This is a genomic window from Streptomyces sp. NPDC001415, from assembly GCF_053597395.1.
The window spans coordinates 295,473-318,829 of record NZ_JBSFIE010000005.1; the positions used below are offsets into that span (position 1 = coordinate 295,473).

Genomic DNA, 23,357 nt, shown 5'->3' on the forward strand with positions numbered 1-23,357 from the left:
CACACGGAGAGAAAAAGACGCGCGGAACTCGGAGGATGCGTCACATGGCCAGTTGCTGAACTGAAACCGGCATCCTTCAACCCTGCTTGTGCGCAAGCGTCATGAATACGCGTCAGTGCTGCGAGGAATGCGATGGGGGCGCGAAGTCCCTTCGCAGGACGGGACTCGGGGGCGCCCAAGGCTAACCGGCCTTTACCTCTCCTCATAGAAGGCCGCCCCTTCCCCGATCCTCGCCGCACGCCCCGCGCCGGGGCGGTACTCCCTCGTCGCGCTCGTCGGGTTCCCGCCCGCCCGGCACGGCTCAACCGTCCAGATCGCGGCGGCCGATGTGCGTCCCGGGCCGGCGTTGGGCAAGGGCTCGCCTACCGGCCCCCTCCCGCGCCGCCGGCGGGAAACCCGACCGCTCGCTCGTGGAGATGCACCCGGTGTCATTGTCCCCAGCGGCCGTGGCTCCAAATCAGGCTCGGGCCAAGGGAGTTGGGGGTGTGGAGGAAAGGTCCCGCGCAGGCGCCGCTCGCGGGGTCAGCGCTCTGCGGTCAGGGCGTACAGGAGCGGGATGCGCGGGGCGGTGTCGGGCAGCCGCCACCAGCCCTGCGGGGTGGGCACCATGTGGGGCCATCGGGGCCAGGGCAGTTCGTCGCTCTCGCGCAGCCCGGTGACCCTGAGACCCGCGCCGAGGACGGCGTTGATCACCTCGTCGAGCCCGTGCATCCACTCGAAGCACTCGGTGGCGCCCTGCACGGCCGGCCCGTCGGTGTAGGTGTACGTGGCGTCGCGGCGCACGGGTCCCCGACCGCCCAAGTAGTCGTGGCGCAGCAGCAGTTCACCCCCCTCGTCCGGGCCCGGCGAGGGGCCGAGGGAGTTGAACAGCGGATGGAATTCGGCGAGGTGGAGCCGTCCGCCGGGGCGCAGCAGGGCTGCGATCGTCTCGGCCCAGCGGGGCAGGTCCGGGAGGTAGCACAGGGCGCCCTTGCCGGTGTAGACGACGTCGAACCGGCGCCCGTCCAGTTCCCGGGCCGCGTCGTAGACGTTGGCCTGGACGTATTCGACGTCCAGCCCGGCCTCGGCGGCCAGTGCCCGTGCCGCCGCCACCGACGCGCCGGAGAGGTCGAGCCCCACAGTGCGGGCTCCGCGCGCCGCGAAGGCCACCGTCTCCGTACCCAGATGGCATTGGAGGTGCAGGACGTCGCGGCCCTCCAGCTCACCGAGGTCCTGCCATTCGTACGCCCCGAACCACCGCTCGGGGTCCGCCGTCTTGTCGGCCACGCCGTAGAAGCGGCTGGCCAGGTGGACCGGGGTGCGGGCATCCCAGTTCGCTTCGTTGGACGACATCATCCGCCGCACTGCCGGGTCGAAGCCGTCGGTCTGGTCGGTCACACCGGTCTCCCCTCGCGGACACCCTTGCGCCACGACACTACCCAGCCCGGCCGAAGGGCAAGAGCCTGTGCCCGATCCGGACGGGGTTCGGACACCGGCTCTCAGCGCCTGACCATGTGTCACGCCGAGGCCGGCGGCGCCTCGCGCACGACCCCGGCGATGACCGCGGTCACGGTCCTGCGTACGGCCTGGGCCTCTGGTGGGACGCCCTCCTGCCCGGCGAACAGCAGGTGCCCGGCGCCGATCAGTGTCGGCGCGAGGGCGTCGAGGTCGGCGTCCGCCGCGATGCGGCCCAGGTCGCGCTCCGCGCGGAGATAGGAGGCGATCATGGCGGTGGCCTCCGTCAGGAGGGGGACGCCGCGCGGGGTGGTCCGGCGCAGCCGGGTGCGCAGGGCGTCCCGGGAGACGACGAGGCCGACGATCGCCATGGCTACCGGCCCGAACAGTTCCGTCAGCGCGTCGGCGAGGTGGCCGGCGACGGTGCCGGTTCCGGCCGCCTCGCGCAGGGCCGCGGCCTGAGCGTCGAGACGGCCGATGCGGTCGAGCACGAGGTCGGCGAGGAAGGCGTCGAAGTCCTCGAAGTGCCGGTGCAGGACGCCCTTGGCGCAGCCCGCCTCCGTGGTGACGGCCCGGCTGGTCAGCGCGCCCGCCCCGTCCCGGAGCAGGATCCGCTCGGCGGCATTGAACAACTGCTCGCGCGCGTCGCGCAGGGCCACACCTGTCGGCATCGCGGATCCTCTCCAGGCCGAGCCCTCCCCGTTGACGAGTGGGCACATGCCCACAATAGTGGGCGCATGCCCACTCTACCGCCGGAGCAGCCCCGCCCTTCAGCCTCTGAGCCCCATAGGGCCCGCACCATGGCCGAGTCGTTCGGCGCGGACGCCGAACGCTACGACCGGGCCCGCCCCCGCTATCCCGAGGCTCTGGTGCGGCGCATCGTCGCCGGCGCCCCCGGCCCCGATGTCCTCGATGTGGGCTGCGGCACCGGAATCGCCGCGCGGCAGTTGCGGGCGGCCGGGTGCCGGGTGCTCGGGGTCGAGCCCGACGCGCGGATGGCCGACGTGGCCCGGCGGTCCGGGGTCGAGGTCGACGTGGCGGCCATCGAGGCCTGGGAGCCGGCCGGGCGGACGTTCGACGCGGTCACCGCCGGGCAGGCCTGGCACTGGATCGACCCCGTCGCGGGAGCGGCCAAGGCCGCGCAGGCGCTGCGCCCCGGTGGCCTCCTGGCCGCGTTCTGGAACACGTTCCAGCTTCCGCCCGAGGTCGCGGAGGCATTGGCCACGGTCTACCGGCGGGTGGTGCCCGACTCCCCGTTCGACCTCCGGTCGATGGCGGGACCCGTCCTCGACCCATACGCGACGGTGCTCGCCAAGTCCGCCGACGGGATCCGGCAGGCGGGCGGATTCAGCGAGCCCGAGCGGTGGCGCTTCGACGGGGAGTGGCCCTGCACCCGCGACGCGTGGCTGGACCAGTTGCCCACCTTGGGCATCCTCACCGGGCTCGCACCGGACAAACTGGCGGAGGTGCTGCGTGAGGCGGGAGCCGCCGTCGACGCGCTGGGCGGAAGCTTCACGATGCGCTGTGCGACGGTGGCGGTCGCGGCTACCCGAACGGGCACCGACTGAGAGAAGTCGGGGCACGGAGCCCCGAACAAGCGCCACCTGATGGGCAGTTGGGGTGCAGCACCCCGAACAGGCGCTGCCGGACCGGGAGTTGAGGCTCCCCGGTGTACACGTACCCTCGTCAGACCGAGACGGTCCGCGCGACGCGGAACCCCACGTCGTCGATCCGGAAGGTCGGGTGGCTGCGGCGCCGTACCGAGGCGCGGCAGCTCCAGGGCTCGTCGAACCATCCGCCGCCGCGCAGCACCCGGTAGCTCTTGTAGACCTCGGCGTCGTAGACGTCCCAGCACCACTCCCACACGTTGCCCAGCATGTCGTGGAGGCCCCACGCGTTGGGTCGCTTGCCGCCCACCTCGTGGATCCGCTCGCCCGAGTTGGCCCGGTGCCAGGCGATGTCGTCGAGCGGCCCGTACCGTGCCTCGGTCGTACCGGCCCGGCACGCGTGCTCCCACTCCGCCTCGGTCGGGAGCCGGTAGCCGTCGGCGGAGCCGTTCGGCTCGACGCTCCCGTCCTCGCCCAGACGGTACGCGGGCGTGAACCCCTCTCGGCGGGAGCGGGCATCGCAGTACCGCACCGCGTCCAGCCAGGAGACCCCTTCCACGGGCAGCCGGTCGCCCTGCGCGGTGCTGGGCCGCGTCTCGCAGACCCGCTCCCACTCCGCCTGGGTCACCGGGTGCACGCCGAGGTGGAACGCCGCCACGTCGACCTGCCAACTGCGTTGCGTCCGCCGGTCCGACAGTGTCACCCGCCCCGGCGGAACGGCGATCGTCTCTTCCTCGGCCACCGCGTTCCCGTCCATGGTCAAGTGATCCTAGCCAGGACACGGCCCGCCCCTACCGTTCGGGCATCGGCAGCTCGCACGCGCGGTGGCCCGGCGGGCGCAGGGCGCGGGTGTGGGGATGCGGGGGAAGGGTGCCGAGGCACGCGCCGGGCGCCGACTCGTTGACCGCGCTCACCCGGCCCAACGGGCGTGGTGCGAGGCGGGAGTTGGCGCGTACGAAGGCGTTGAAGCTCTCGAAGTCACGGGTGTGCCGGACCGCCTCGGTGTGCTTCAGCAGGGCGGGATAGCCGTCGGCACCGATGAAGGTGTACGAGGTCGAGGCGAGCCGGTACGAGGCACGGAGGTCGAGCGGGGTGTTGTCGATGAGGACGTCGGCGGGCCTGACGCGTGCGCCGGGCGGCGCGGCGGCGTCGAACACGTAGCGGACGTTGGAGGAGACGGCGAGGGGCGCGTACGTGAGGTCCCCGCCGTCTTCGGCCCACTGCTGTTCCAGCGCGTCGTGGATGGACTGTCCCGTGACGGTGGCGGTGATGACGGGACAGCCGTAGCCGACCGCCCTCCAGGCCCGGTCGAAGGTGATCACCCCGCCCGATGACGGGACGTGTGAAAGCCCGCTGCCGATGACGCTGCGGCCGATGCGCGGGGCCACGGCGATCAGGGCCAGGTCGGCGGGCTCGTTCGGGTTGATGTTGGAGTTGTCGAAGGTGTCCGGTTTCCGGCGGCCGGCCCACAGCGCCCAGTCGGCCACGAGGTTGCCCATCGTGCTCTCGCCCGTGGGGGTCAGACGCAGGGTGAAGGAAGCGGTCACCCGGCCGATGGGTGCGGTGCCGCGTCGGTTCGCGTAGCCGGTCCAGTAGTCGGCCACCTCTTTGAGGGCCCGGTCGGGCGCTACGTCGCGGGTGTTGGGGTGGTTGGTGGACGTGGTCAGGGCGCGGACGACCGCGCCGGTGCGCGGGTCGAGCCGCAGGTTGATCTCGTTGATCAGCTGACCGTGGCAGCCCGCCTCCACGAACGGGCGGGGCTCGCCCCTGGGGTCGGGCAGCATCATGTTGAACGCGCAGTGCCAGTGCCCCGTGACGATCACGTCGATGTCGGCCGACACGGCCAGGGCCAGGTCGTAGGCGGGGCCGGATGGGGCGGTCGCGCCGTTGAAGTCGTCCCCGGCCACGGCCCCGTCGTGCATGCTCAGGACGATGGTGTTGACGCCGCGCGCCTTGAGCTGGGCGGCGTACCGGTTCACGGTGGCGACCTCGTCCAGCGTCGCGAGCGCGGGCTGGTAGGAGGTGGAGAAGCGTTCCGTGCCGAGCGTCGTCAGGTGGATGAATCCGATCGGCAGTCGGCGCCCGCCCGGCCCGGTGACCCATTCGATGTTGTACGGCGGGAGCACCGTCCGGCCGCCGTCACGCCAGACGGCGTTGGCGCTGTAGTAGCGGAACGTCGCGCCGGTGAACAGCTCGCCCCGCGAGTCGTGGAACGAGTTGGTGTGGCCCATCCCCGGGTACGGGATGCCGTATTGCATGTGGCCGGTCAGAAAGCCGGGGGTGCGGTCGAACTCGTGGTTGCCGGCCGTCGCGAAGTCGAGGCCGAGGCGGTTGAGCGCCTCGATGGTCGGCTCGTCCGCCAGGGACTCCGCGGCCAGCGTCCACCCCGAGAACAGGTCACCCGGCGCGAAGAAGATCGAGTTCGCCCGGCCGGCCCGCAGCCGTTCCAGGTGGGTGGCCATGTAGGCGACCCCGCCCACCTCGAACCGCCGGCCGCCCGCCCCGGTGATCACGGCATCCGCCCCGGGCGCGCCCTGCAGGAAGCCGTGCAGATCGGTGATGCTGAGCAGCTGTACGTCCACGTACTCGGCCGCGCTCGTCGCGTCCCTCGCGTGCGGGGTGGCGAAGGCGGGGGCTCCGGTCGCGAGGAGGGCTCCCAGCGAACCTGCCGCGGTCATGAAACTGCGCCGGCCGAGCTCGCGCACGTGGGCCCCCTGTCTCGGGTCGAGGCTTCCCCGCGTCCGCGGACATGCGCCGGACGAGCGTCGCACCGGGCGCATTCCCTCGCCCCCGTGGCGAAGGGATCGGGCGGCCCAACCTAGATCGTCGGCTCGCGGCAGACACGCTTGCGGAGCAAAAGCGGCCCTCGTGTCGCGCGGTCCCAGCGGGCGCCGCCCCTCCAGTGGGGCCCGGGCCGGGCAAACGGCCGAATCCCGCTCAACCGCACCAGGCCGCTCAACTCCCCCATCCGCCTTCCGGTCCTATGGGCCGACCGGCGCACCACGCGAGCACTCACGGAAAGAGACCCACATGGCAGTACGTACGGTACGCAGAGTCAGGACCGCGATCCTCGGGGTCGTCCTCGTCGGCGCGGTGACCGCCACCGCGTTCGTGGCGCCCGCCTCGGCACAGCAGGCACCTCCCACCGGACAGGCGCACGCCGCCGGCCATCGAGCCACTCAGCAGGCCATGGACGCCACGGTCGCGGCGGGCGTGCCCGGAGTGATCGGCGTCGCCGAGGACGGGCGCGGCTCCTGGACCGGCGAGGCAGGCGTCGCCGACACGCGCACCGGACGCGAGCGCCAGGCGCAGGACACCTTCCGGGTCGGCTCCCTCACCAAGACGTTCATCTCGACCGTCCTGCTCCAGTTGGAGGCGGAGGGGAAGCTGAGCCTGGACGACTCGGTGGACACGTGGCTGCCGGGCTTGGTGCGGGGCAACGGGAACGACGGGCGTGCGATCACTCTGCGCCGGCTTCTCAACCACACCAGCGGGATCTACAACTACACGGCGGATCCGGACTTCCGGAAGCTGGTCTTCGGCCCCGGCTTCCTCCAGCACCGCTACGACACCTGGACGCCCGAGCGCCTCGTGCGGACGGCCCTGGCCCACCGGCCCGACTTCGCGCCCGGCACGAGCTGGAAGTACTCCAACACCAATTACATCCTCGCCGGCATGGTGATCCACAAGGTCACCGGCCGTTCGTACGCGCAGGAGGCCGAGCGGCGCATCCTGCGCCCGCTGAACCTGCGCTCCACCTCGTTCCCCGGCACCCGGGCCAGGATGCCGAAGCCGAGCGGCCGGGCGTACTCGACGCTGGGCGGCACGCCGGACCAGGTCTACGACGTCACCGAACTCAACCCCTCGCTCGGGGGCTCGGCGGGCGAGGTCGTCTCCAACTCCCTTGATCTGAACCGGTTCTACCGGGCGCTGCTCGGCGGGAAGCTGCTGCCGCCGCGCCAGCTGGCGGAGATGACGACGACGGTGCCCAGCGACGGGATCCCCAACGCCTCTTACGGACTGGGTCTGATGAAGCTCACGCTGTCCTGCGGCACCGAGGTGTGGGGCCACTCCGGCGGTATCCACGGCTCCTCCTCGGAGGCGGTGGTGACGAAGGACGCCAAGCATTCACTGGCCTTCAACTTCAACGGGGACTGGACGGGCGACCCGACGACGGTCACCGACGCGGAGTTCTGCGGCGCGAAATGACGTGTGGGGGCGGGCTGTTGGAGGCTGCGGCCCGCTCCCGGTTCTCGGTCCACGCACAGGGCGCCAGAAGGAATGCTTCTGCCATCGAGAACCAACATGTCTTGGACTTCCGACTTCGGGCATCGCAGGGTGGAGCCGGGAGAAAGGAAGTCGGTCATGACGGTACTGATAGCGGGGGCGGGCATCGGCGGTCTCACCGCCGCGCTGAGTCTGCATGCGGCGGGCATCGACGCGGTGGTGGTGGAGAGCGCACGGGATGTCCGGCCTTTGGGGGTCGGCATCAACCTGCTGCCGCACGCGGTGCGCGAACTGACCGAGCTCGGCCTCGGCGAACGCCTCGCCGCCGTCGGCGTGGCCACGGCCGAGAACGTGTACAGCGATCCGAGGGGCCATCAACTCTTCGCCGAGCCAAGGGGGTTGGCGATGGGGTACCGCTGGCCGCAGTACTCGATCCACCGCGGCGAGCTGCAACTCCTGCTCCTCGCGGCGGTCCGCGAACGGCTGGGCGCCGACGCGGTACGTACCGGCATGCGTCTGGTGGACTTCGCGGAGGAGACCGGCGGGGTCCGCGTCCGGCTCCTTGACCGGGCGAGCGGGGCCGCGCAGGAGGTCGGCGCCTCGGCGCTCGTGGGTGCGGACGGGCTGCACTCCGCCGTCCGGGCGCGGTTGCATCCGGACGGCGGGCCGTTGCTGTGGTCGGGCATCCGGATGTGGCGGGGCGTGACGCGGGCCGAGCCGTTCCTCACCGGCCGCTCGATGGTCATCGTCAGGGAGGGGGACGTGGAGCTGGTCGCCTATCCCATTGGGCGCGGCCGGATCAACTGGGTGGCGCAGGTGCGGCTCTCCGAGCCGGGCCCGCTCGCCGAGGGCGCGGACTGGAACAGCGCGGGCCGCCTCGCGGACGTGCTGCCGTACTTCGAGGACTGGTCGCTGGGCTGGCTGGACGTGCCGGGTTTGCTGACGAACAGCGACGGCATCCTGGAGTACCCGATGGTCGACCGGGAGCCGCTGCCCGCGTGGGGGCGCGGCCGGGTGACCCTGCTCGGCGATGCCGCGCACCCGATGTATCCGGTGGGCGCCAACGGCGCGTCCCAGTCGATCGTCGATGCCCGCGTGCTGGCCCATGAGCTCGCGGCGGCCGGTGATGTGTCGACGGGTCTCGCCCGGTACGAGAGCGTGCGCCGGGAGGCGACGGCGGCGGTGGTCCTGGCCAACCGGGAGATGAGCCGGTCGAGCGGCGGTTCCGCGAGCGGCCTGGCGCGGATGACCGACACCTACCGGCACGCCACGGGAAGCGATGTGGACGTCCTCAACTCACGCGCTTCCCTGACTACCGGCTGAGCCGGACGCCCTCAACCCCCCTACGCCGCCCGCTCCTCACCGTCAGCCACGCTGCCCAGGACTAGGGAACGTCGGGGTCGGTGCCCGCCGCCCGCTTCAGCAGGAGCTCCTTTTCCCGGGCGTTGTGCGTCAGGGAGGCCGCGCGCTCGAACTCCGCCCTCGCTTCGGCCGACCGGCCCAGGCGCTGCAGGAGGTCCCCTCTTACGCTCGGCAGCAAGTGGTAGCCCTTCAGGGCCGGTTCGTCGGCCAGAGCGTCCACGAGTGCCAGGCCCGCCTGGGGATTCTCGGACATCGCCACCGCCACCGCCCGGTTCAGCTCGATCACGGGGGACGGGGTCATCGTCATCAGGCGGCCGTACAGGAGGGCGATCGACGTCCAGTCGGTGTCCTCGTAGCGCATGGTCTGCGCGTGGCATGCGGCGATGGCCGCCTGGACGGAGTAGGGGCCGTCGCCCGCGCGGTGCAGGGCCTCGATGCCTCTCCGGATGAGCAGGCGGTTCCACTTGGCCCGGTTCTGGTCGGCGAGCAGCACCGGCTCGCCGTCGGGTCCGGTGCGGGCCGCGATGCGGGAGGCCTGGAACTCCAACAGCGCGGCCAGACCGTGGACTTCGGGCTCCTTGGGCATCAGTGCGGAGAGGACGCGCACCAGACGGAGCGCGTCCTCGCACAGCGCGGGGCGCACCAGGTCGTCGCCCGCCGTCGCGGAGTATCCCTCGTTGAAGACGAGGTAGATGACTTCGAGGACCGAGGCGAGGCGGGCGTCCCGATCGGCTCCGTACGGCACCTCGAAGGGGACCCCGGCCTTGGCGAGGGCCCGTTTCGCGCGGACGATGCGCTGGGCGACCGTCGGCTCCGGGGCCAGGAAGGCGCGGGCGATCTCCTGCGTCGTCAACCCGCCGAGGAGGCGCAGGGTGAGCGCGATCCGGGCTTGCGTCGACAGCACGGGATGGCAGGCGGTGAAGATGAGCCGCAGCAGGTCGTCGTCGATGCGCTCCGGGTCGTCGAAGTCCACCGGGTCGGGCGGCGGCACGTCGTCGAGCGCCCGGCCGACCTCCGCCAGCTTGCGGGCGTACGTCTCCTTGCGGCGGACCAGGTCGATCGCGCGGTGCTTGGCGGTAGCCATGAGCCAGGCGCCGGGCTTGTCCGGAGTCCCCGACTCGGGCCACTGTTCAAGCGCGGCTACCAGGGCGTCCTGCGCGAGTTCCTCCGCGATGCCGACGTCCCGCACGATGCGGGCGACCCCTGCGATGATCCGCGCGGACTCGATCCTGAATACCGCTTCGACCGTCTCGGTCGCACTCGCTGCCGTCACGGCCACCCATCAGAGCAGCCCCGCGCGGGCGCGGCAAGCTCGACCCGGTGGGCCGTCCGCTCTGACGCGGTACGGCCTCACCACGCTGACCGCCGTCACGACCCTGGACAACACCGGCTCCCGGACCGTCCTCGCCCGCACCGGATTCACCCCCACCACCGAGATCCGGCTGAACGACCGCCCGGGCCTTCGCTTCGTACGGGACCTGCGACTTGGCCGATAGCCGACCCCACCACGCTGGCTCCGGCCTTTACACTCACCCGTAGCCTCACACGCGTGTGAGGGTCAGGGCATCGATCCGCGAGGAGGAGCACATGCGCATCGGAGAGCTTTCGGAGCGCACCGGCACGTCACGTCGGCTGCTGCGCTACTACGAGGAGCAGGGCCTGATCATCTCCAGCCGCTCCCCCAACGGCTACCGCAGTTACGACGAGAACCTCGTGGACCGGGTCCTGCAGATCCGGGGTCTGCTCGACGCGGGGCTTCCGACCCGCATCATCAAGCAGATCCTTCCCTGCCTGAACAAGCCCCGGGTCATCCACTTCCCCGACGCCACCCCGGAGATGCTCTCCACGCTCACCCTCGAACGCGATCGCATGACGCAGCGCATCGAATGCCTGATCCGCAACCGCGACGCGGTGTCCGAGTATCTCGACACGGTGAGCGGCGGCGCGGGCACCGGCCGAACCCCCGAGGTGTCCGGGGCGCGCTGACGCGTCGAGATCGTGTCCGTGCCGCGCCGAATCGCCGTTACTGGAACGGATCCGCCCGCATCTCTGTCTACCTTCCTGAGCACCCCCGAGCGGTGCCACTCGGGCATGCCCGGGCGAACTTCTGGCAGAGAGTTTTAACGACCCATGGGTCTCACGAGTAACAACGTGCTGGCACTCACCGTGTTCTGCGCGGTGGTGATGTTCACGGTCACCATCTGGTTGTGGCCGCGTCTGGCACGTCAGAACTGGAAAACCGTCCTGGGCCGGCTGGGACTGCTGGTCGCGACTCAGCTGCTGGTGTTCGCCGCGGTGGGGCTCGCGACGAACAACAGCTTCCTGTTCTTCGGCTCATGGACGGATCTGTTCGGGCAGGAGCAGGGTGTGGGTGTGGTGGTCGACCACTCCGCTCAACTGAGCCACGGGATCCGGGAGTTCCTGCCCCGTTGAGCCAGGGGCTCTTACAGCCACGCGGTGGGTCGACTGTGGGCCCGCCCATGCGGCGGAGCCGCGAGATCGCACGGCCCCGCGCCCCTCAAGGGGGCGCGGGTACCGCATCGGATCATTCAGCCGCGCCGCCTGCCTCCCAGGGCCCGGGCCAGTAGACCCCGAGCCGGAGCCGGCGGAGCCTGCGCGGCGGGCTCCGCCTCAGCCGGCGCCTTCGGCGGGGCCGGGCGCAGCGGCTGGGGCGGGGTCGGGGCCTGGGCCTTCTTGCCGTTGATCCGGATCAGCGGGGCGCCCGCCACCTCTTCCACCCCGTGCCACAGATCCGTGCGCGACTTCAGCCAGTCGAGGAGTTCGGCCCGTACCGGCTCGGCGTCGCCCCAGGTGCCGTACGCCTTGGTGCCGGTGATGCAGATGAGCTTCAGCTCCATGGTGGCCACCGCGCCCCAGACCGCTGCGGCGACGCCGGGGCAGTGTTCGGCCCGGAAGTCGTCGAAGGCCACGATCGCGCCGGGGGCGGCCAGTTCCCTGGCGGCCTCGATGTCGCCGTGCACATGCTCGTACAGGTGGGAGGCGTCGACATGGATGAAGCGGCAGCTGTCCGCCTTCAGCCGGGAGGCGATGACGGAGGTCGGCGCCTGGACGATGGTGGGAAGGTCTTCGTGGAAGGCGAGGTAGTTCGCCTCGAAGGCGCGGCGGGTCAGCGTCGAGTACGACTTGTCCATCTCGGCGCCGTTGGGGTCGTCCGGGGCCGGTGAGTCGAAGAGGTCACAGACCGTGAACTCCTCGCCGGGCCGCAGATAGCCACCGATGAAAATCGCGCTCTTGCCCAGGTACGCACCGAGTTCCAGCAGGTCACCGGAGTGTTCCGGAGCCCTGTCCTGACGCTTCAGGAACCAGTCGAACAGTAGTTGATCGGCCGGCCAGAACCAGCCTTTGACGTCGGAGAAGCCAGCTGGGGAAGCAACCGGTGCACTCGTCGTTTGTGACATGGCCCGGTCCTACGCCTGCCAGGTGACCGGAAGATGACCGCGGGACGTGGTCCGGACACCCCTCGGCTGAAACTCCCCCGGCGCTGAAGGAAAACCCGGTCGGGGGCTGCGCGCCGCACGCTCCGCATGTGGTGCGACACGCAGGGCGACCATCGCCGCCCGTGACCGAATTGGGCAATTCGACCACTACACATAAAGGCCACATAAGCGCACAATAGGAGCGCGACATAGTGTCGCAGCGCGGCCAGACGTGCAGACTTTCAGAAGGAGGCGAGTCGGATGGCCGACGTCTCACACCGCCCCGGTGATATCTCGGGGCACCCCGATGTATCGGAGATGCGGGACCGCTATGCCAGGGTGATGGAAACCCGAGGTGTCGCGGCGGTCGAGGAACTCGTGATCCTCGCCGGCATTTACGCAGCGATCTCCGGCTGGACGGTCCACTTCTCGGCCGCCAAGCCCACCCTGGCCCTCAGTAACCTGGTCGTCGGCATCGCCCTCGCGGTCCTGGGCCTGTGCATGTCCATGGTCCCGGAGAGGTCCACGGACCTGAACTTCGTGGTTCTGCTCCTCGGAGCCTGGCTGATCGTCTCTCCGTGGGTCGTCGCGCGCAGCGCCGGCACGGGGGCCATCCTCAGCAACGTCATCACGGGCGCCTGCGTGTGCCTGTTCGCACTCGTCGCGGGCGGCATCCTGATGGCCAGGTCCCGAAGGCCCGGCTGACGTCCGGCGCCGTCACCCTGACGCGGTGAGGGCCCCGTCGGATGCACGGAGCCCCATCGCCGCCGGGGCACGGTGAACCGCCCTGTCCGCACACACCCCGCACGGCGCCCTTACGTCAACTCCCGGACTGGGAACCGGAGTTGGCGCGGGCGCCGTCGTCGAGGTCCGAGCCCGCTCGGCGCAGCCATCGCACCTCGCCGTCCTGCCACTCGTCGGTGGGTGCCAGTCCCGCGGCCGCGGCAACGGCGGCGGACGCACGGTGCCCGGGGTGGATGTGCGCCCGCACCTCCCGCACGGGCTGCTGGCCGAGCCAGTCCACGAGACCCCGGGCCGCTTCGGTTGCGACGCCCCGGCCCTGCCAGGGGGCTCCCACCACCCAGGCGATCTCGGCGACCTGCGGGGTGGGGCCGACCGTCGCCTGGACGGTGCCGGTGAGGCAGTCCTCGTCGCGTAGCCGGATCACCCAGTTCAGCCAGGTCACCCGGGGGTCGGGGGAGCCCGCTGTCAGGCGCTCGTAGCGGGCGCGCAGGGCCTGAGGGGTGTCCGGGGCGCCGCCGATGAAGGCGTGCAGCGCGGGGTCCGACAGCACTGCGGCCATTTCCCCGGCGTGGGCGACGCGGAGCGGCAGGAGGTCGAGCCGCGCGGTCGCGATGGGCTCGGCGGTAAGGGTGGGCTCGGCTGGGGAGTTCACGCCGCAATCCTCGCCGTCGCCCAGCCCGCTGTCGATGAACCCCCTCGACACTCCGGCGCGCTCTGGTGCAACCCCGCCGTCCGGGGCGAAGATGCTCTTCACTCGACCGGGGGCAGACGGGGGCGTTTTCAGCGATGCGGCAGACAGCGGTTCCGGGGGCGGACGCCGAAGCGGAGTTACCGGCCCCCGCCCGCACGCGCCGCCCAGGTGGCCCGCCCGCCCGCCGGCTGCTGATGACCGTCACCGCCCGAATCGTGATCACGGCTCCCACCAGCATGTGTGAGGGCGATCACAGCTCCAGGGGGCCGCCCGGGAGTAACCTTGCGACATGCCTCCGCTCGTTCGACGCCGCCACGTGGACTACGTCCGCGTTACGAGCATGGCCTGTCGCACTTACAGCTGACCCAGGCCCCCCTTCACCCTCCCCGTGCCCGAGCGGCGCCCGCCTCACCCCGGCGGAGCCGTGACCGCGCCCACCCGCGCCGGCCGGGGCATATCCCAGCGGATGGCTCCCATGTCGTACGTGACCTCCTCGCAGCTCCCGATCATCGACCTCTCCGCCGCCGACCGCGGCCCCGAGGCCCGGCGGCAGTTGCACTCCGAGCTCCACAGCGCCGCGCACGGCGTCGGCTTCTTCCAGCTCGTCGGGCACGGCGTCACCGACGCCGAGACCGCCGCGCTCAACGACACCATGCGGGCGTTCTTCCGGCTGCCCGAGGCGGACCGGCTCGCCATCGACAACGTCAACTCGCCCCACTTCCGCGGCTATACGCGCATCGGCGACGAGCGCACCGGCGGCTCCCGCGACTGGCGTGACCAGCTCGACATCGGCGCCGAGCGCCCGGCGCACATACCCGGCCCGGGCGAGCCCGCGTACTGGTGGCTGGAGGGGCCCAACCAGTGGCCCAGCGCACTGCCGGCCCTGCGCACCGCCGCGCTCACCTGGATCGAGAGGCTAAGCGCGGTCGCCGAGAAGCTGCTGCACGAGCTGCTCGCCGCGATCGGCGCCCCCGAGGACTTCTACGACGACGTGTTCGGCGACCGCGCCCATCTGCACCTGAAGCTGGTGCGCTACCCGGGCAGCGCCGAGGACGGCACTGCCCAGGGCGTCGGCGCCCACAAGGACTACGGCTTCCTCACCCTGCTCCACCAGGACACCGTCGGCGGCCTTCAGGTGCAGCGCGAGGACGGCCGCTTCCACGACGTGCCGCCGCTGCCCGGCGCCTTCGTCGTCAACCTGGGCGAGCTGCTCGAAGTGGCGACGAACGGCTACCTCCTCGCCACCAACCACCGCGTGGTGAGCCCGCCCGGGGCCACCGAGCGCTTCTCGGTGCCGTTCTTCTACAACCCGCGCCTGGACGCCCGCATCGAGCCGCTGCCCTTCCCGTACGCGGCGCACGCGCCCGGCGCCACCGCCGACCCGGCGAACCCGCTGTTCGCCGAGTACGGCCGCAACGAACTCAAGGGCAAGCTGCGGGCCCACCCGCTGGTCGCCGCCCGCCACCACGCGGACCTGCTGCTCACGGAGCGCCCGCTCGCCGGGTCCACCCTGGTGTCGTAGCCGCGAGCGGTGGTCACACCCGGCGGTCGAGCAACAGCTGCGAGAGGGCGACCAGTTCGTCCACGTGGCGCCCCGCCAGCGGTACCGCGCGCAGATGGTCGCGCGCGGTGGCCACCCGGGTGCGCGCGTCCCGCAGGGCGTAGGCGCGGCCGCCCGCCTCCTCGACGAGGTCGGCGGCGCGCCGGACAGCGGCCTCATCGGGGTTCACGGTGAGCAGCCGGTCCAGGCGAGGGCCCAGGGACGGGTCCATCGCGATCGCCCCGAGGACCGGCAGCGTCTTCTTTCCCCGCCGCAAATCGCTGTGCACCGGTTTTCCCGTGACGGCGGGGTCGCCCCAGATCCCCAGCACGTCGTCGACCGCCTGGAACGCCAGACCCCACTCCCGCCCGGCCCGTGCGAGCGCGTCCGTGAGCAGCGGCGGGGCGCCCGCGAGGACGGGCCCAAGGGCTGTGGCGCAGCCCAGCAGGGCGCCCGTCTTCCGCACCGCCATCGCCCGGTACTCGGCCGGGCTCACCGACCCCGGGCCGCTCCACGGGCGGGACTCGAACAGCACATCGTCCGCTTGGCCGTGCACCAACTCGCCCATCATCACGGCCAGTTGATGCACGGCGGCCCCGCCTCCCGTACCGCCGGCCTCGGCCAGCGTACGTACCGCGAGGGCGAACAGGGCGTCGCCCGCGAGGACGGCGGGCCCCGTGCCGAAGGCCTTCCAGGCGCTGTCGCGGTGCCGTCTGCGTTCGTCGCCGTCCATGATGTCGTCGTGCATCAGCGAGAAGGTGTGGATCAGCTCGATCGCGACGGCCGCCGGCACCGCCACGTCCGCGTTCGCGCCCACCGCCTCCGTGCCGAGCACGGCGAGCGCGGGGCGCACCCCTTTGCCGCCGCCTCCGGAACTCGGCGTACCGTCCGCGTCGCACCATCCGAACGCATGCGACGCGATCCTGCCGGGCCCCGGGTGCAGCCCCTGTACGGCCTTGCGCAGCGCCGGCTCGACCAGCTCCCGGCAGCGGGCGAGGGTGGCGTCCGCGGACGGCCCGTCCTTGAGAGATATAGGAGTGAGCGGAGCAGCCTGGGTGGACATGGGCTCTGTTCCTGTCGTGTGCCGTGCGGAGGATGCCGAGGACATCGCGGGGGCCGCGCTCAGCGGGCGGATACGGCGTCGGCGGCGGTGACGCCCAGCTCGGCGCGCGCCTTGTCGATCATGGCTTCGGCGTGTTGCAGCCCGATGGCGCCGAGCGCCCGCTCCAGCACGTCGAGATCAGCCGCGGTCTCCCTCGGCGCACGCCCTTGCCGGGCCTTCGCCTTCACCAGGCCGAGCCGGGACAGCGCCTCCCCGCGCGGCTCGCCCATCGCGCGGAATTCCGCCAGCGCCCCGCTGTAGCACTCCTCGGCCTCGGCGTGGCGCCCCGCGCGGTACAGCACGTTGCCCCGCATCTTGTGGTTGTAGGCGAGCGCGCTTGCCAGCTGGATCTCACGGCAGAGGGCCTCCGCCTCGGTGAGGAGGGCCAGCGCCTGTTCCGTATGCCCCTGGGCGGAGCGCACGTCGGCGATCCCCCGCAGCGCCCAGGCCCGGCCGCGGTCGTCGCCGGCGTCGCCGGCTATCTGCGCCGCCTCCTCGAACAGGGCGAGCGCGCTGTCGAAGGACCCGGTGTTGCGGTGCATCTGCGCGATGCCTTCGAGCGCCCACACCGTGTGCCGGGCCTCGCCGCGCCTGCGCGCCTCGGCGAGCAGTTTCTCGTGGAGCCGGCCGACGGCCTCGTAGTCGCCCTGGATGCGTCCGGTCTCGGCGAGCCCGGCGAGCGAGTAGCCACGGGCGACGATGTCACCGCCCTGTTCGGCGAGTTCGGCCGCGGTGGCGAGCCATCGCCGGGCCAGCGCGAGGTCGCCGCGCTGGCGGGCCAGGGTGCCGCCGCTCCACACCGCCCAGGCCATCGCGCCCCGGTCGTCCGCCCGGCGGGCCGCGCGGTAGCTGTCCTTCCACGCCCGCTCGGCCTCGTCGACACGGCCGAGCCGCCTGCTGGCCTCGGCCACGGCGAGACCCGCGTGCGCCAACTCCAGGGCGTCGCCGCTCAGTTGGGCCCGCCGCCGCTCCTCGACCGCCGTGGTGAGCACCTCCTCCAGGGAGGTGTTCACCGAGAGCTCACCCAAGGATCCCCGGTACTCGGGGGCGAATGCTTTGCCGTACATGTCGTCTCGCTTCGGATCGTGATGCGGAGCAGAGCCCTCCGCCGTTGATCACGAAGCTATGAGACAACCGGGTCCCGAGGAGTCAGCCTCAGAGCTTGAGTGCCGTACATCTGAAGTCTGACGTCCGGCGGAAAGGTCCGCCCTCAGCGGGACCCGGCGATCTTGGCGAGATAGGCGTCGGCCCGCTCGGGATCCAGCAGCCAGTCGCGGTAGTCGAGCGGGTCGGCGTAGCCGTTGGCGAAGCGGTGGGCGATCTCGGGGTGCTCGAAGGTGGCCCGCAGCAGACGTGAGACGTGCTCGGCCGGCGGCTGACGCAACATCAGATCGGTGAAGGCGTGCACGTATCGCGTGTGTTCCCAGTACGCGTCGAAGGTGTCCCGCATCCACGGCTCGTCGTAGGGAAGCTCGCCGCGCCGCACGATCGCGTCGAGGTATACGGCCGCGGCGCGGGCCGCGTTGTTGGCGCCCTGGCCGGTGATCGGATCGTTGACGACGACCGCGTCCGCCATGCCGAGGACGTACTGGCCGCCTCCGAGTGCGGCCACCGGGTGCCGGACCGTCGGGGTGATCGCGCCGTACAACGCGGCGCGCCCGTCGGTGGGTTCGGCTCGGGCGAAGCGCTCGTACTCCCACGGTGCGTGCACCCGCAGCAGCTCCACCGCGCGCCGCAAGCCCTCCCGCGGATCCGGCCGGTCCTCCCAACAGTCGTACGGGCCGCCCAACTTGGCTTCGAGGAGCAGGATCTCGCACGGCCCGCCCACCGTCAGCGCCTGCAGGACGATCGCGTCCCCGACGGAGGGCCTGCCCGTGACCCGCAGGTACGCGTCGGTCTCGTCGCCCCGCCCTGTGACGCCGAAGGCGTAGAACCCGGCGAGGGCGCGCTGGGGGCGGTCGTACACCGAACGCGCCTCGTCGCGGCGGAACAGGGACGAGAGTGCGCCGCGGCCGGTGGCGACGACGGTGAGTTCATGGCGTGCGGCGATCCCCGCGAGGTCGTCGGCATCGGCCGCCCGGAATTCCACCCGGCCGCCGCGCGAGGCGAACAGTTCCAGCCACGCGGAGAGTTTGAGCCGCTGGTCCACCGAACGGACCTCCGCGTCATAGGTGGTGGTGAACCGCGCCGACCACGGCACGTCCGCCGTCGGGTCCCACTGGTTCATCTCCAGGCCGCCCATCACCGGCGCCCGGTCGTCCCAGAGGTTCAGCCCGGCCGCCCGCTCCAGCGCGAGGGCCGGCCCGAACATCAGCTGGGTCGAGGTGACCCGGCCGTCGCGGATCCGGTCCGCGGTCCGCTCCGACACCAGCGTCACGTCGTAGTCCGCTGCCTGAAGCCCCAGCGCCAGTTGCAGCCCGGCCTGCCCCGCCCCGATGATCGCGATCCTGCGCACCCATGCCTCCACCCGGTCGACCACCCGTCCCGACTCCCCCGTTGTACCGGGTGGCGTGCGGGGCTGCCCAGACGACAGCGACGGAGGCTAGTCCGCCGGGTACTGACGGACCATCCAATCCTGATACGACGACCACAGTGGTCCGGTGTAGTCGGCGCACGCCCCGGTGCACAGTGTCGTGGACAGATACCGCCGGAACACGGATTCCTTTGCCTGGGCCGGCAGAAGGTCCAGATTCGGCGGCAGCGCGCTGATGGAATAACCCCGATATCCGACGACGACGGGTTTCGGTCCCGGAATGGAAGCGGCCGCCGATTTCACGTAGCGTGCCGCGACTTCGTGATCGCTGTGGTCGCTATTGGGGCCGGTTCCGTGGTCGACGTTCCGATAGTCCAGGGTCCGTACGGTCTCGGCATGGGAATCCGCGACGAACCAGGACAGCATCGCGGTGAGCTCGTTCGTGTTGTAACTCGCGCTGCGGTCCATCGCCGTGATGCGGCTGATCTTTCGCTGTTCGAGCCTGAGGAGGCTCTGGCCCCCTTGCATGCGGGTGCCGGAGCCGTCGCGGAGCCCGTCCGGGAGCCGGAGGAAGGTCACCCGCATGCCGGGCACGCCCGCCGGCACCTGCAGCGTAAAGGCACGGACCGTGTGCCCGGCGTGCTTGCGGTCCTGGCGGCGCCAGTCGTTGGGCACGCCCGCCACCAGCGCATAGGCACGCCCGACACCCTGCTCGCGCTGCTCGACATACCCGGTGCCGGCGGTTCCGGCATCGCCCGCGGTGAGGTAGACGATGTCGAGACAGGCACCCCTCCCCCAGTCGAGCAGCAGGTCGGGGCTCATGAAGAGGAGGTCGTCGTCCTCGTGCGCCACCCCGGCGAACACGGTGCTCTGGCAGGGGGCGGGGGCCGCCGCTGCCGGGGATTGGGCGAATACGGCGCTCTGCCCGAACGCGAGTATCGCCAGGCCGCACACTGCTGCCGCGATTCGCATTCCCAGATTTTTCAGCCGTCCCGCTGTCCTTTTCACGGGACGGATTATCAGCACAGAATTCACTCGGATCGTGGATTTCCCTTCGGGCGTGCCGGGCAGGGGAGAACCGGGGCAGAAGATGTCGGTACGCCGCCGGAACCGGCGATCGCGGTGAATCATGTGCGGGCTCACCAGGTAGCTCTGCCCCTCCTCCAACCCGGTCATGCCGAGCCGGCCCGGACGCGAGCGGTTCGAGCTGACGCCACATCAGGGAGCGTACGGCGCGGCCGATCCCAGTCTGCGCGGCACGCGGGCCGAACACCCCGCCCCGGGTTTCGAGCGAAGCCGAGATCTTGGCGGAGCGACCGGCCGCGCACGGCCCGCACCCGAAGAGTCCGCCCGCCCCGGAGCACTTACCCGGTCTTGACCAGAATCAGCCACCGGCGCCCTCCACCTTGCAATACGGTGCCCCCGTGGACCAGTTGATCTCCCAAGACCCGACACACATAGGCCCGTACCGCCTGATCGCCCGCCTGGGCGCAGGCGGAATGGGTCTGGTGTATCTCGGCCGTTCCGAGGCCGGGCGGACCGTGGCCGTCAAGGTCGTCCAGGCCGAGCACGCCCAGCACCCCGAGTTCCGCAGGCGCTTCGCCCGTGAGGTGGCGGCCGCCCGGCGGGTGGGCGGCGCCTGGACGGCGGCCGTGCTCGACGCCGACACCGATGCGGCGGTGCCTTGGGTGGCGACCCAGTACATCCCCGGGCCCGACCTGACCACTGTGGTGGGCAGGGACTTCGGGCCGCTGCCCGAGAACTCCGTACGCGTCCTCGCCAACCGGCTCGCCCTCGCCCTGCAGGCGGTGCACGGGGCGGGGCTGATCCACCGGGACCTCAAGCCGTCCAACGTTCTGGTCACGGTGGACGGGCCCCGCGTCATCGACTTCGGTATCGCGCGTGCCATGGACAGCCTCTCCGGGGACAGTCTGCACACCCGCACCGGCATGCTGATCGGCTCGCCCGGCTTCATGTCGCCGGAACAGGTCCGCGGCCTCGAACTCACCCCGGCCAGCGATGTGTTCTGCCTGGGCGCCGTCCTCGTCCACGCCGCGACCGGCCGCCTGCTCTTCGGCGCCACGGAGACCGGGCTGAACGCCCACCTCTTCCGGGTCGCCGAGGAGGAGGCGGACCTGACCGGCGTACCGGAGTCGCTGATCGGTCTCGTACGCGCGTGTCTGGACAAGGACCCGGCCAAGCGGCCCACTCTCCAGCAGATCGCGGACCACACCACGGCGGACACGGGTGGGGAGTGGCTGCCGGGCGCGGTCCTTGCCCAACTGGGGCGCCACGCGGCCGAGTTGCTGGATTTCGCGCCGGAGAGGCCGGTCGTGGCGCCGGTGGCCCCCGCCGACCCGCGCGTTCCGTCCGGGCAGCCGCAGTCGCCGCTGCCCCCGCCGCCCGCGTACGCTCCCACCACCCCGGTGCGGCCCGTCCCACCGCCGGGCACGGCTCATTCACCGGCCGACCTCCAGAAGTCACCGCCTGCGCACCCCAGACGCTGGTGGGGCCTCGCCGTGGTAGCTCTGGTCCAGCTCTTCGTGCTGCTCGACGCCACGTCCCTGCATATGGCGCTGCCCACGATCATGAGGGACCTGCACACCTCAACGTCCGGCCTGAACTGGGTGTTCACCGCGTACGAACTCGCCTTTGGCGGGCTGCTGCTTCTCGGCGGCCATCTCTCGGACCTCGTGGGACGCAAGCGGATGCTGATCATCGGCCTCGTCGGCTTCGCGGTGGCGGGGGCGATCGGCGGCGCGACCCCCTCGTTCGGCGTGCTGGTCATGGCCCGCGCCCTGCAAGGCGCCTTCGCCGCACTGCTGTCGCCCGCCGCACTGGCCCTGGTGGCGGTCAACTTCCCCGACGGGAAGGCACGCGGCAGGGCCTTCGGCATCTACGCCTCGATCGCCGCGGGCGGGTCCTGCGTGGGTCTGTTCACCGGCGGCTGGCTCCTTGAAAACGTGACCTGGCGCATGTGTCTGTACGTCAACGTGCCGCTTGCCGTGATCGGAGTGATCGGCGCGGCCACCCTGGTGCACGACCGCCCGCTCCGCACCCGCCGCCGCCTCGACGTGCTGGGCCTGCTGCTCGGCACCGGCGGGATCGTCGCCTTGGTCTACGCGTTCCAGGAGACGGCCTCGCGCGACTGGACCGACCTCCTGGTGCTCGCCCTGTTCGCGGTCGGCGTCGCCCTGCTCACGGCCTTCGTGTTCTGGCAGTTCAACACATCCGCCCCGCTCCTCACGCCGTACATCCCCAGGGATCTCAACCGCACCGGTTCCCTCATCACGTTGTTCCTGACCGGCGCCGGCACATTCACCCTGTTCCTGGTCCTGAACGCGGCCCTCCAGAACATGCTCGGATACTCCCCGACGCAGAGCGTCACGCGCATGCTGCCCGCGGTCGTCGCGATCACCGTCGGCGCCACTCAGGTCTCCGGCCGTCTGCTGCACCGCGTCCCGCCGCGCAACCTGATCGTGCCGGGCCTGCTGCTGGCGGCGGCCGGGCTGGGACTGCTGACGTTCTTCGACACCGGCAACGCGTACGTCACCGTGGCCCTGCCCGGCATGCTGCTCGCCGGGTTCGGGCTCGGTATGGCTCTGATGCCGCTCTACTCCATCGCGACGGGCGGCATCGCTCCGCAGGACTCCGGCGGCGGCGCGGCACTGACGAACGCGGCCGGTCAGCTGGGCGGCGTACTCGGCACGGCGTTGTTCGGCAGCATCCTCGCCACGGCCGTGGCCTCCCGCCTGGAGGCGGTCCAGGGCCTTCCACCGACCCTTGGCGAGGTGGCCCGAAGCGGCCGCGTCAACCCGCAGGCACTCCCGTCACCGTTGGGGGACGTGATCAGGCAGGCGACGCTGGACGGCTGCACCGGCACTCTGTGGTGGTCGGCCGGCCTCACACTGCTCGCGGGCCTGGTCGCCGCGCTGATGGTCAGGTCCACGCCACGCTGAGGCGTGCGCCGGGTGCCGCGCGGGCACCCGGCGCTCCCCCGGTCAGGTGGGGAGGCTGTCGACGGTGGGGGCGACCGTGCCGAACAGGTCGGTGATCGTCGTCAGGCTCGCGTTCTTCAGTACGGGAGCCGGGATCGGCTTCCCGTCGGGGCCCGGCAGGGTGCGGGTGGCGGTGGCCTCGGCCACGACGGTGGGGCGGTAGCCGAGGTTGAAGGCGCCCTGGGCGGTGAAGGTCACACACATGTGGGTCATGAACCCGGCGAGAACCAGGTCGCCGCCGACGCCGAGTTCGCGCAGCATCTCCTGCAGCTCGGTGTCGTGGAAGGAGTTCGGGAACCGCTTGACCACCACGGGTTCGCCCTTGAGGGGGGTGACCTGCGGGCAGATCGCCCCGATCTCGGCACGGATGTCGTACGGCGTGCCCTCACCGCCGTCGTTGACGACGTGGATCACCGGGATGTCGGCGGCACGCGCGGCGGACAGCAGCCGGGCCCCGGCGTCCAGCGCCTGCTCGGAGCCTTCCAGGGCCATGACTCCGGTGGTGTAGGTGTTCTGGAAGTCGATCATGATGAGAGCAGTCTCGGACAGGCGGGGAAGCCGATTGTCGAGGCCGATCACGTTCCTCAGAGTGGTGGCTGCGTCGTCCATGTGTGCCCTCTCCATGTGTGGCTGGTCCATGTGCGGCCGGTCCATGTGCGGCCGGTCCATGTGCGGCCGGTCCATGTGCGGCCGGTCCATGTGCGGCCGGTCCATGTGCGGCCGGTCCATGTGCGGCCGGTCC

The 23,357-nt window shown here is 71.4% G+C and carries 20 protein-coding genes and 1 pseudogene; 9 read left to right on the forward strand and 12 right to left on the reverse strand.

Translation table 11 applies throughout. The annotated features are described in order from the left end of the window. Positions 1 to 522: 522 nt before the first annotated feature. Positions 523 to 1,335, reverse strand: a complete 813-nt coding sequence (locus ACWC2B_RS09215) for a class I SAM-dependent methyltransferase (RefSeq protein ID WP_450715896.1) — start codon at positions 1,333 to 1,335, stop codon at positions 523 to 525. Between the two features lie 161 nt (positions 1,336 to 1,496). Then, entirely contained in the window at positions 1,497 to 2,105 is a 609-nt protein-coding gene (locus tag ACWC2B_RS09220) for a TetR family transcriptional regulator (protein ID WP_450715833.1), read from the reverse strand. 66 nt (positions 2,106 to 2,171) lie between these two features. On the opposite strand from ACWC2B_RS09220, the gene ACWC2B_RS09225 reads away from it, so the two are divergent. Beyond that, positions 2,172 to 3,002: a class I SAM-dependent methyltransferase gene (locus ACWC2B_RS09225; RefSeq protein WP_450715834.1), complete on the forward strand. Its 831-nt coding sequence runs from the start codon at positions 2,172 to 2,174 to the stop codon at positions 3,000 to 3,002. Positions 3,003 to 3,120: 118 nt separating this feature from the next. Here the strand turns inward: ACWC2B_RS09225 and ACWC2B_RS09230 are convergent, their stop codons facing one another. Together ACWC2B_RS09230 and ACWC2B_RS09235 are read right to left on the reverse strand one after the other, a co-directional pair. Beyond that, the gene (locus tag ACWC2B_RS09230; RefSeq protein ID WP_450715835.1) at positions 3,121 to 3,798 is read right to left on the reverse strand and encodes a formylglycine-generating enzyme family protein; all 678 of its coding nucleotides are present in this window, start codon (positions 3,796 to 3,798) and stop codon (positions 3,121 to 3,123) included. 34 nt (positions 3,799 to 3,832) lie between these two features. Beyond that, positions 3,833 to 5,746, reverse strand: a complete 1,914-nt coding sequence (locus ACWC2B_RS09235; protein WP_450715836.1) for a bifunctional metallophosphatase/5'-nucleotidase — start codon at positions 5,744 to 5,746, stop codon at positions 3,833 to 3,835. A 325-nt stretch (positions 5,747 to 6,071) separates the two neighbouring features. Here ACWC2B_RS09235 and ACWC2B_RS09240 point away from each other — a divergent pair, with 325 nt between their 5' ends. Both ACWC2B_RS09240 and ACWC2B_RS09245 read left to right on the forward strand, forming a co-directional pair. Next, positions 6,072 to 7,250: a serine hydrolase domain-containing protein gene (locus ACWC2B_RS09240; RefSeq protein ID WP_450715837.1), complete on the forward strand. Its 1,179-nt coding sequence runs from the start codon at positions 6,072 to 6,074 to the stop codon at positions 7,248 to 7,250. A gap of 156 nt (positions 7,251 to 7,406) precedes the next feature. Continuing rightward, complete coding sequence (locus ACWC2B_RS09245; protein WP_450715838.1) at positions 7,407 to 8,591, forward strand: flavin-dependent oxidoreductase; 1,185 nt, start codon at positions 7,407 to 7,409, stop codon at positions 8,589 to 8,591. A 61-nt stretch (positions 8,592 to 8,652) separates the two neighbouring features. Here ACWC2B_RS09245 and ACWC2B_RS09250 read toward each other — a convergent pair whose 3' ends face one another. Beyond that, complete coding sequence (locus ACWC2B_RS09250) at positions 8,653 to 9,909, reverse strand: RNA polymerase sigma factor (protein WP_450715839.1); 1,257 nt, start codon at positions 9,907 to 9,909, stop codon at positions 8,653 to 8,655. Here ACWC2B_RS09250 and ACWC2B_RS09255 point away from each other — a divergent pair. The 3 genes and pseudogenes from ACWC2B_RS09255 to ACWC2B_RS09265 form a co-directional block, all read left to right on the forward strand. Further along, positions 9,821 to 10,126, forward strand: coding sequence for a hypothetical protein (locus tag ACWC2B_RS09255; protein ID WP_450715899.1), 306 nt, complete (start codon positions 9,821 to 9,823; stop codon positions 10,124 to 10,126). The genes ACWC2B_RS09250 and ACWC2B_RS09255 overlap by 89 nt on opposite strands. Positions 10,127 to 10,217: 91 nt before the next feature. Continuing rightward, positions 10,218 to 10,616 carry a MerR family transcriptional regulator gene (locus tag ACWC2B_RS09260; RefSeq protein WP_450715840.1) on the forward strand — a complete coding sequence of 133 codons (399 nt, stop codon included), beginning with the start codon at positions 10,218 to 10,220 and terminating at the stop codon, positions 10,614 to 10,616. A 144-nt stretch (positions 10,617 to 10,760) separates the two neighbouring features. After that, positions 10,761 to 11,024, forward strand: a pseudogene (locus ACWC2B_RS09265) (esterase); the annotation flags it as partial. A 155-nt stretch (positions 11,025 to 11,179) separates the two neighbouring features. On the opposite strand, the gene ACWC2B_RS09270 reads toward ACWC2B_RS09265, so the two are convergent. Next, entirely contained in the window at positions 11,180 to 12,049 is an 870-nt protein-coding gene (locus ACWC2B_RS09270) for a class I SAM-dependent methyltransferase (RefSeq protein WP_450715841.1), read from the reverse strand. 279 nt (positions 12,050 to 12,328) lie between these two features. Here ACWC2B_RS09270 and ACWC2B_RS09275 point away from each other — a divergent pair, with 279 nt between their 5' ends. Then, a complete protein-coding gene (locus ACWC2B_RS09275) occupies positions 12,329 to 12,772 on the forward strand; it encodes an SPW repeat protein (protein ID WP_450715842.1) in 444 nt (147 codons plus the stop codon). Between the two features lie 115 nt (positions 12,773 to 12,887). Here ACWC2B_RS09275 and ACWC2B_RS09280 read toward each other — a convergent pair whose 3' ends face one another. Further along, entirely contained in the window at positions 12,888 to 13,463 is a 576-nt protein-coding gene (locus ACWC2B_RS09280; protein WP_450715843.1) for a GNAT family N-acetyltransferase, read from the reverse strand. 514 nt (positions 13,464 to 13,977) lie between these two features. On the opposite strand from ACWC2B_RS09280, the gene ACWC2B_RS09285 reads away from it, so the two are divergent. Then, positions 13,978 to 15,024, forward strand: coding sequence for an isopenicillin N synthase family dioxygenase (locus ACWC2B_RS09285; RefSeq protein ID WP_450715844.1), 1,047 nt, complete (start codon positions 13,978 to 13,980; stop codon positions 15,022 to 15,024). Positions 15,025 to 15,037: 13 nt separating this feature from the next. Here ACWC2B_RS09285 and ACWC2B_RS09290 read toward each other — a convergent pair whose 3' ends face one another. The 4 genes from ACWC2B_RS09290 to ACWC2B_RS09305 form a co-directional block, all read right to left on the reverse strand. Then, positions 15,038 to 16,105 (reverse strand): polyprenyl synthetase family protein, encoded by a 1,068-nt coding sequence (locus ACWC2B_RS09290; protein ID WP_450715845.1) that lies wholly within the window; start codon positions 16,103 to 16,105, stop codon positions 15,038 to 15,040. A gap of 59 nt (positions 16,106 to 16,164) precedes the next feature. Then, complete coding sequence (locus tag ACWC2B_RS09295; protein ID WP_450715846.1) at positions 16,165 to 17,211, reverse strand: tetratricopeptide repeat protein; 1,047 nt, start codon at positions 17,209 to 17,211, stop codon at positions 16,165 to 16,167. 143 nt (positions 17,212 to 17,354) lie between these two features. Continuing rightward, positions 17,355 to 18,623 carry a styrene monooxygenase/indole monooxygenase family protein gene (locus ACWC2B_RS09300; protein ID WP_450715847.1) on the reverse strand — a complete coding sequence of 423 codons (1,269 nt, stop codon included), beginning with the start codon at positions 18,621 to 18,623 and terminating at the stop codon, positions 17,355 to 17,357. Positions 18,624 to 18,686: 63 nt separating this feature from the next. Continuing rightward, complete coding sequence (locus tag ACWC2B_RS09305; protein WP_450715848.1) at positions 18,687 to 19,793, reverse strand: PIG-L family deacetylase; 1,107 nt, start codon at positions 19,791 to 19,793, stop codon at positions 18,687 to 18,689. Between the two features lie 248 nt (positions 19,794 to 20,041). Here ACWC2B_RS09305 and ACWC2B_RS09310 point away from each other — a divergent pair, with 248 nt between their 5' ends. After that, positions 20,042 to 22,576, forward strand: coding sequence for an MDR family MFS transporter (locus tag ACWC2B_RS09310; protein WP_450715849.1), 2,535 nt, complete (start codon positions 20,042 to 20,044; stop codon positions 22,574 to 22,576). A 42-nt stretch (positions 22,577 to 22,618) separates the two neighbouring features. Here ACWC2B_RS09310 and ACWC2B_RS09315 read toward each other — a convergent pair whose 3' ends face one another. Beyond that, entirely contained in the window at positions 22,619 to 23,224 is a 606-nt protein-coding gene (locus ACWC2B_RS09315) for a cysteine hydrolase family protein (protein ID WP_450715897.1), read from the reverse strand. Positions 23,225 to 23,357: the final 133 nt, after the last annotated feature.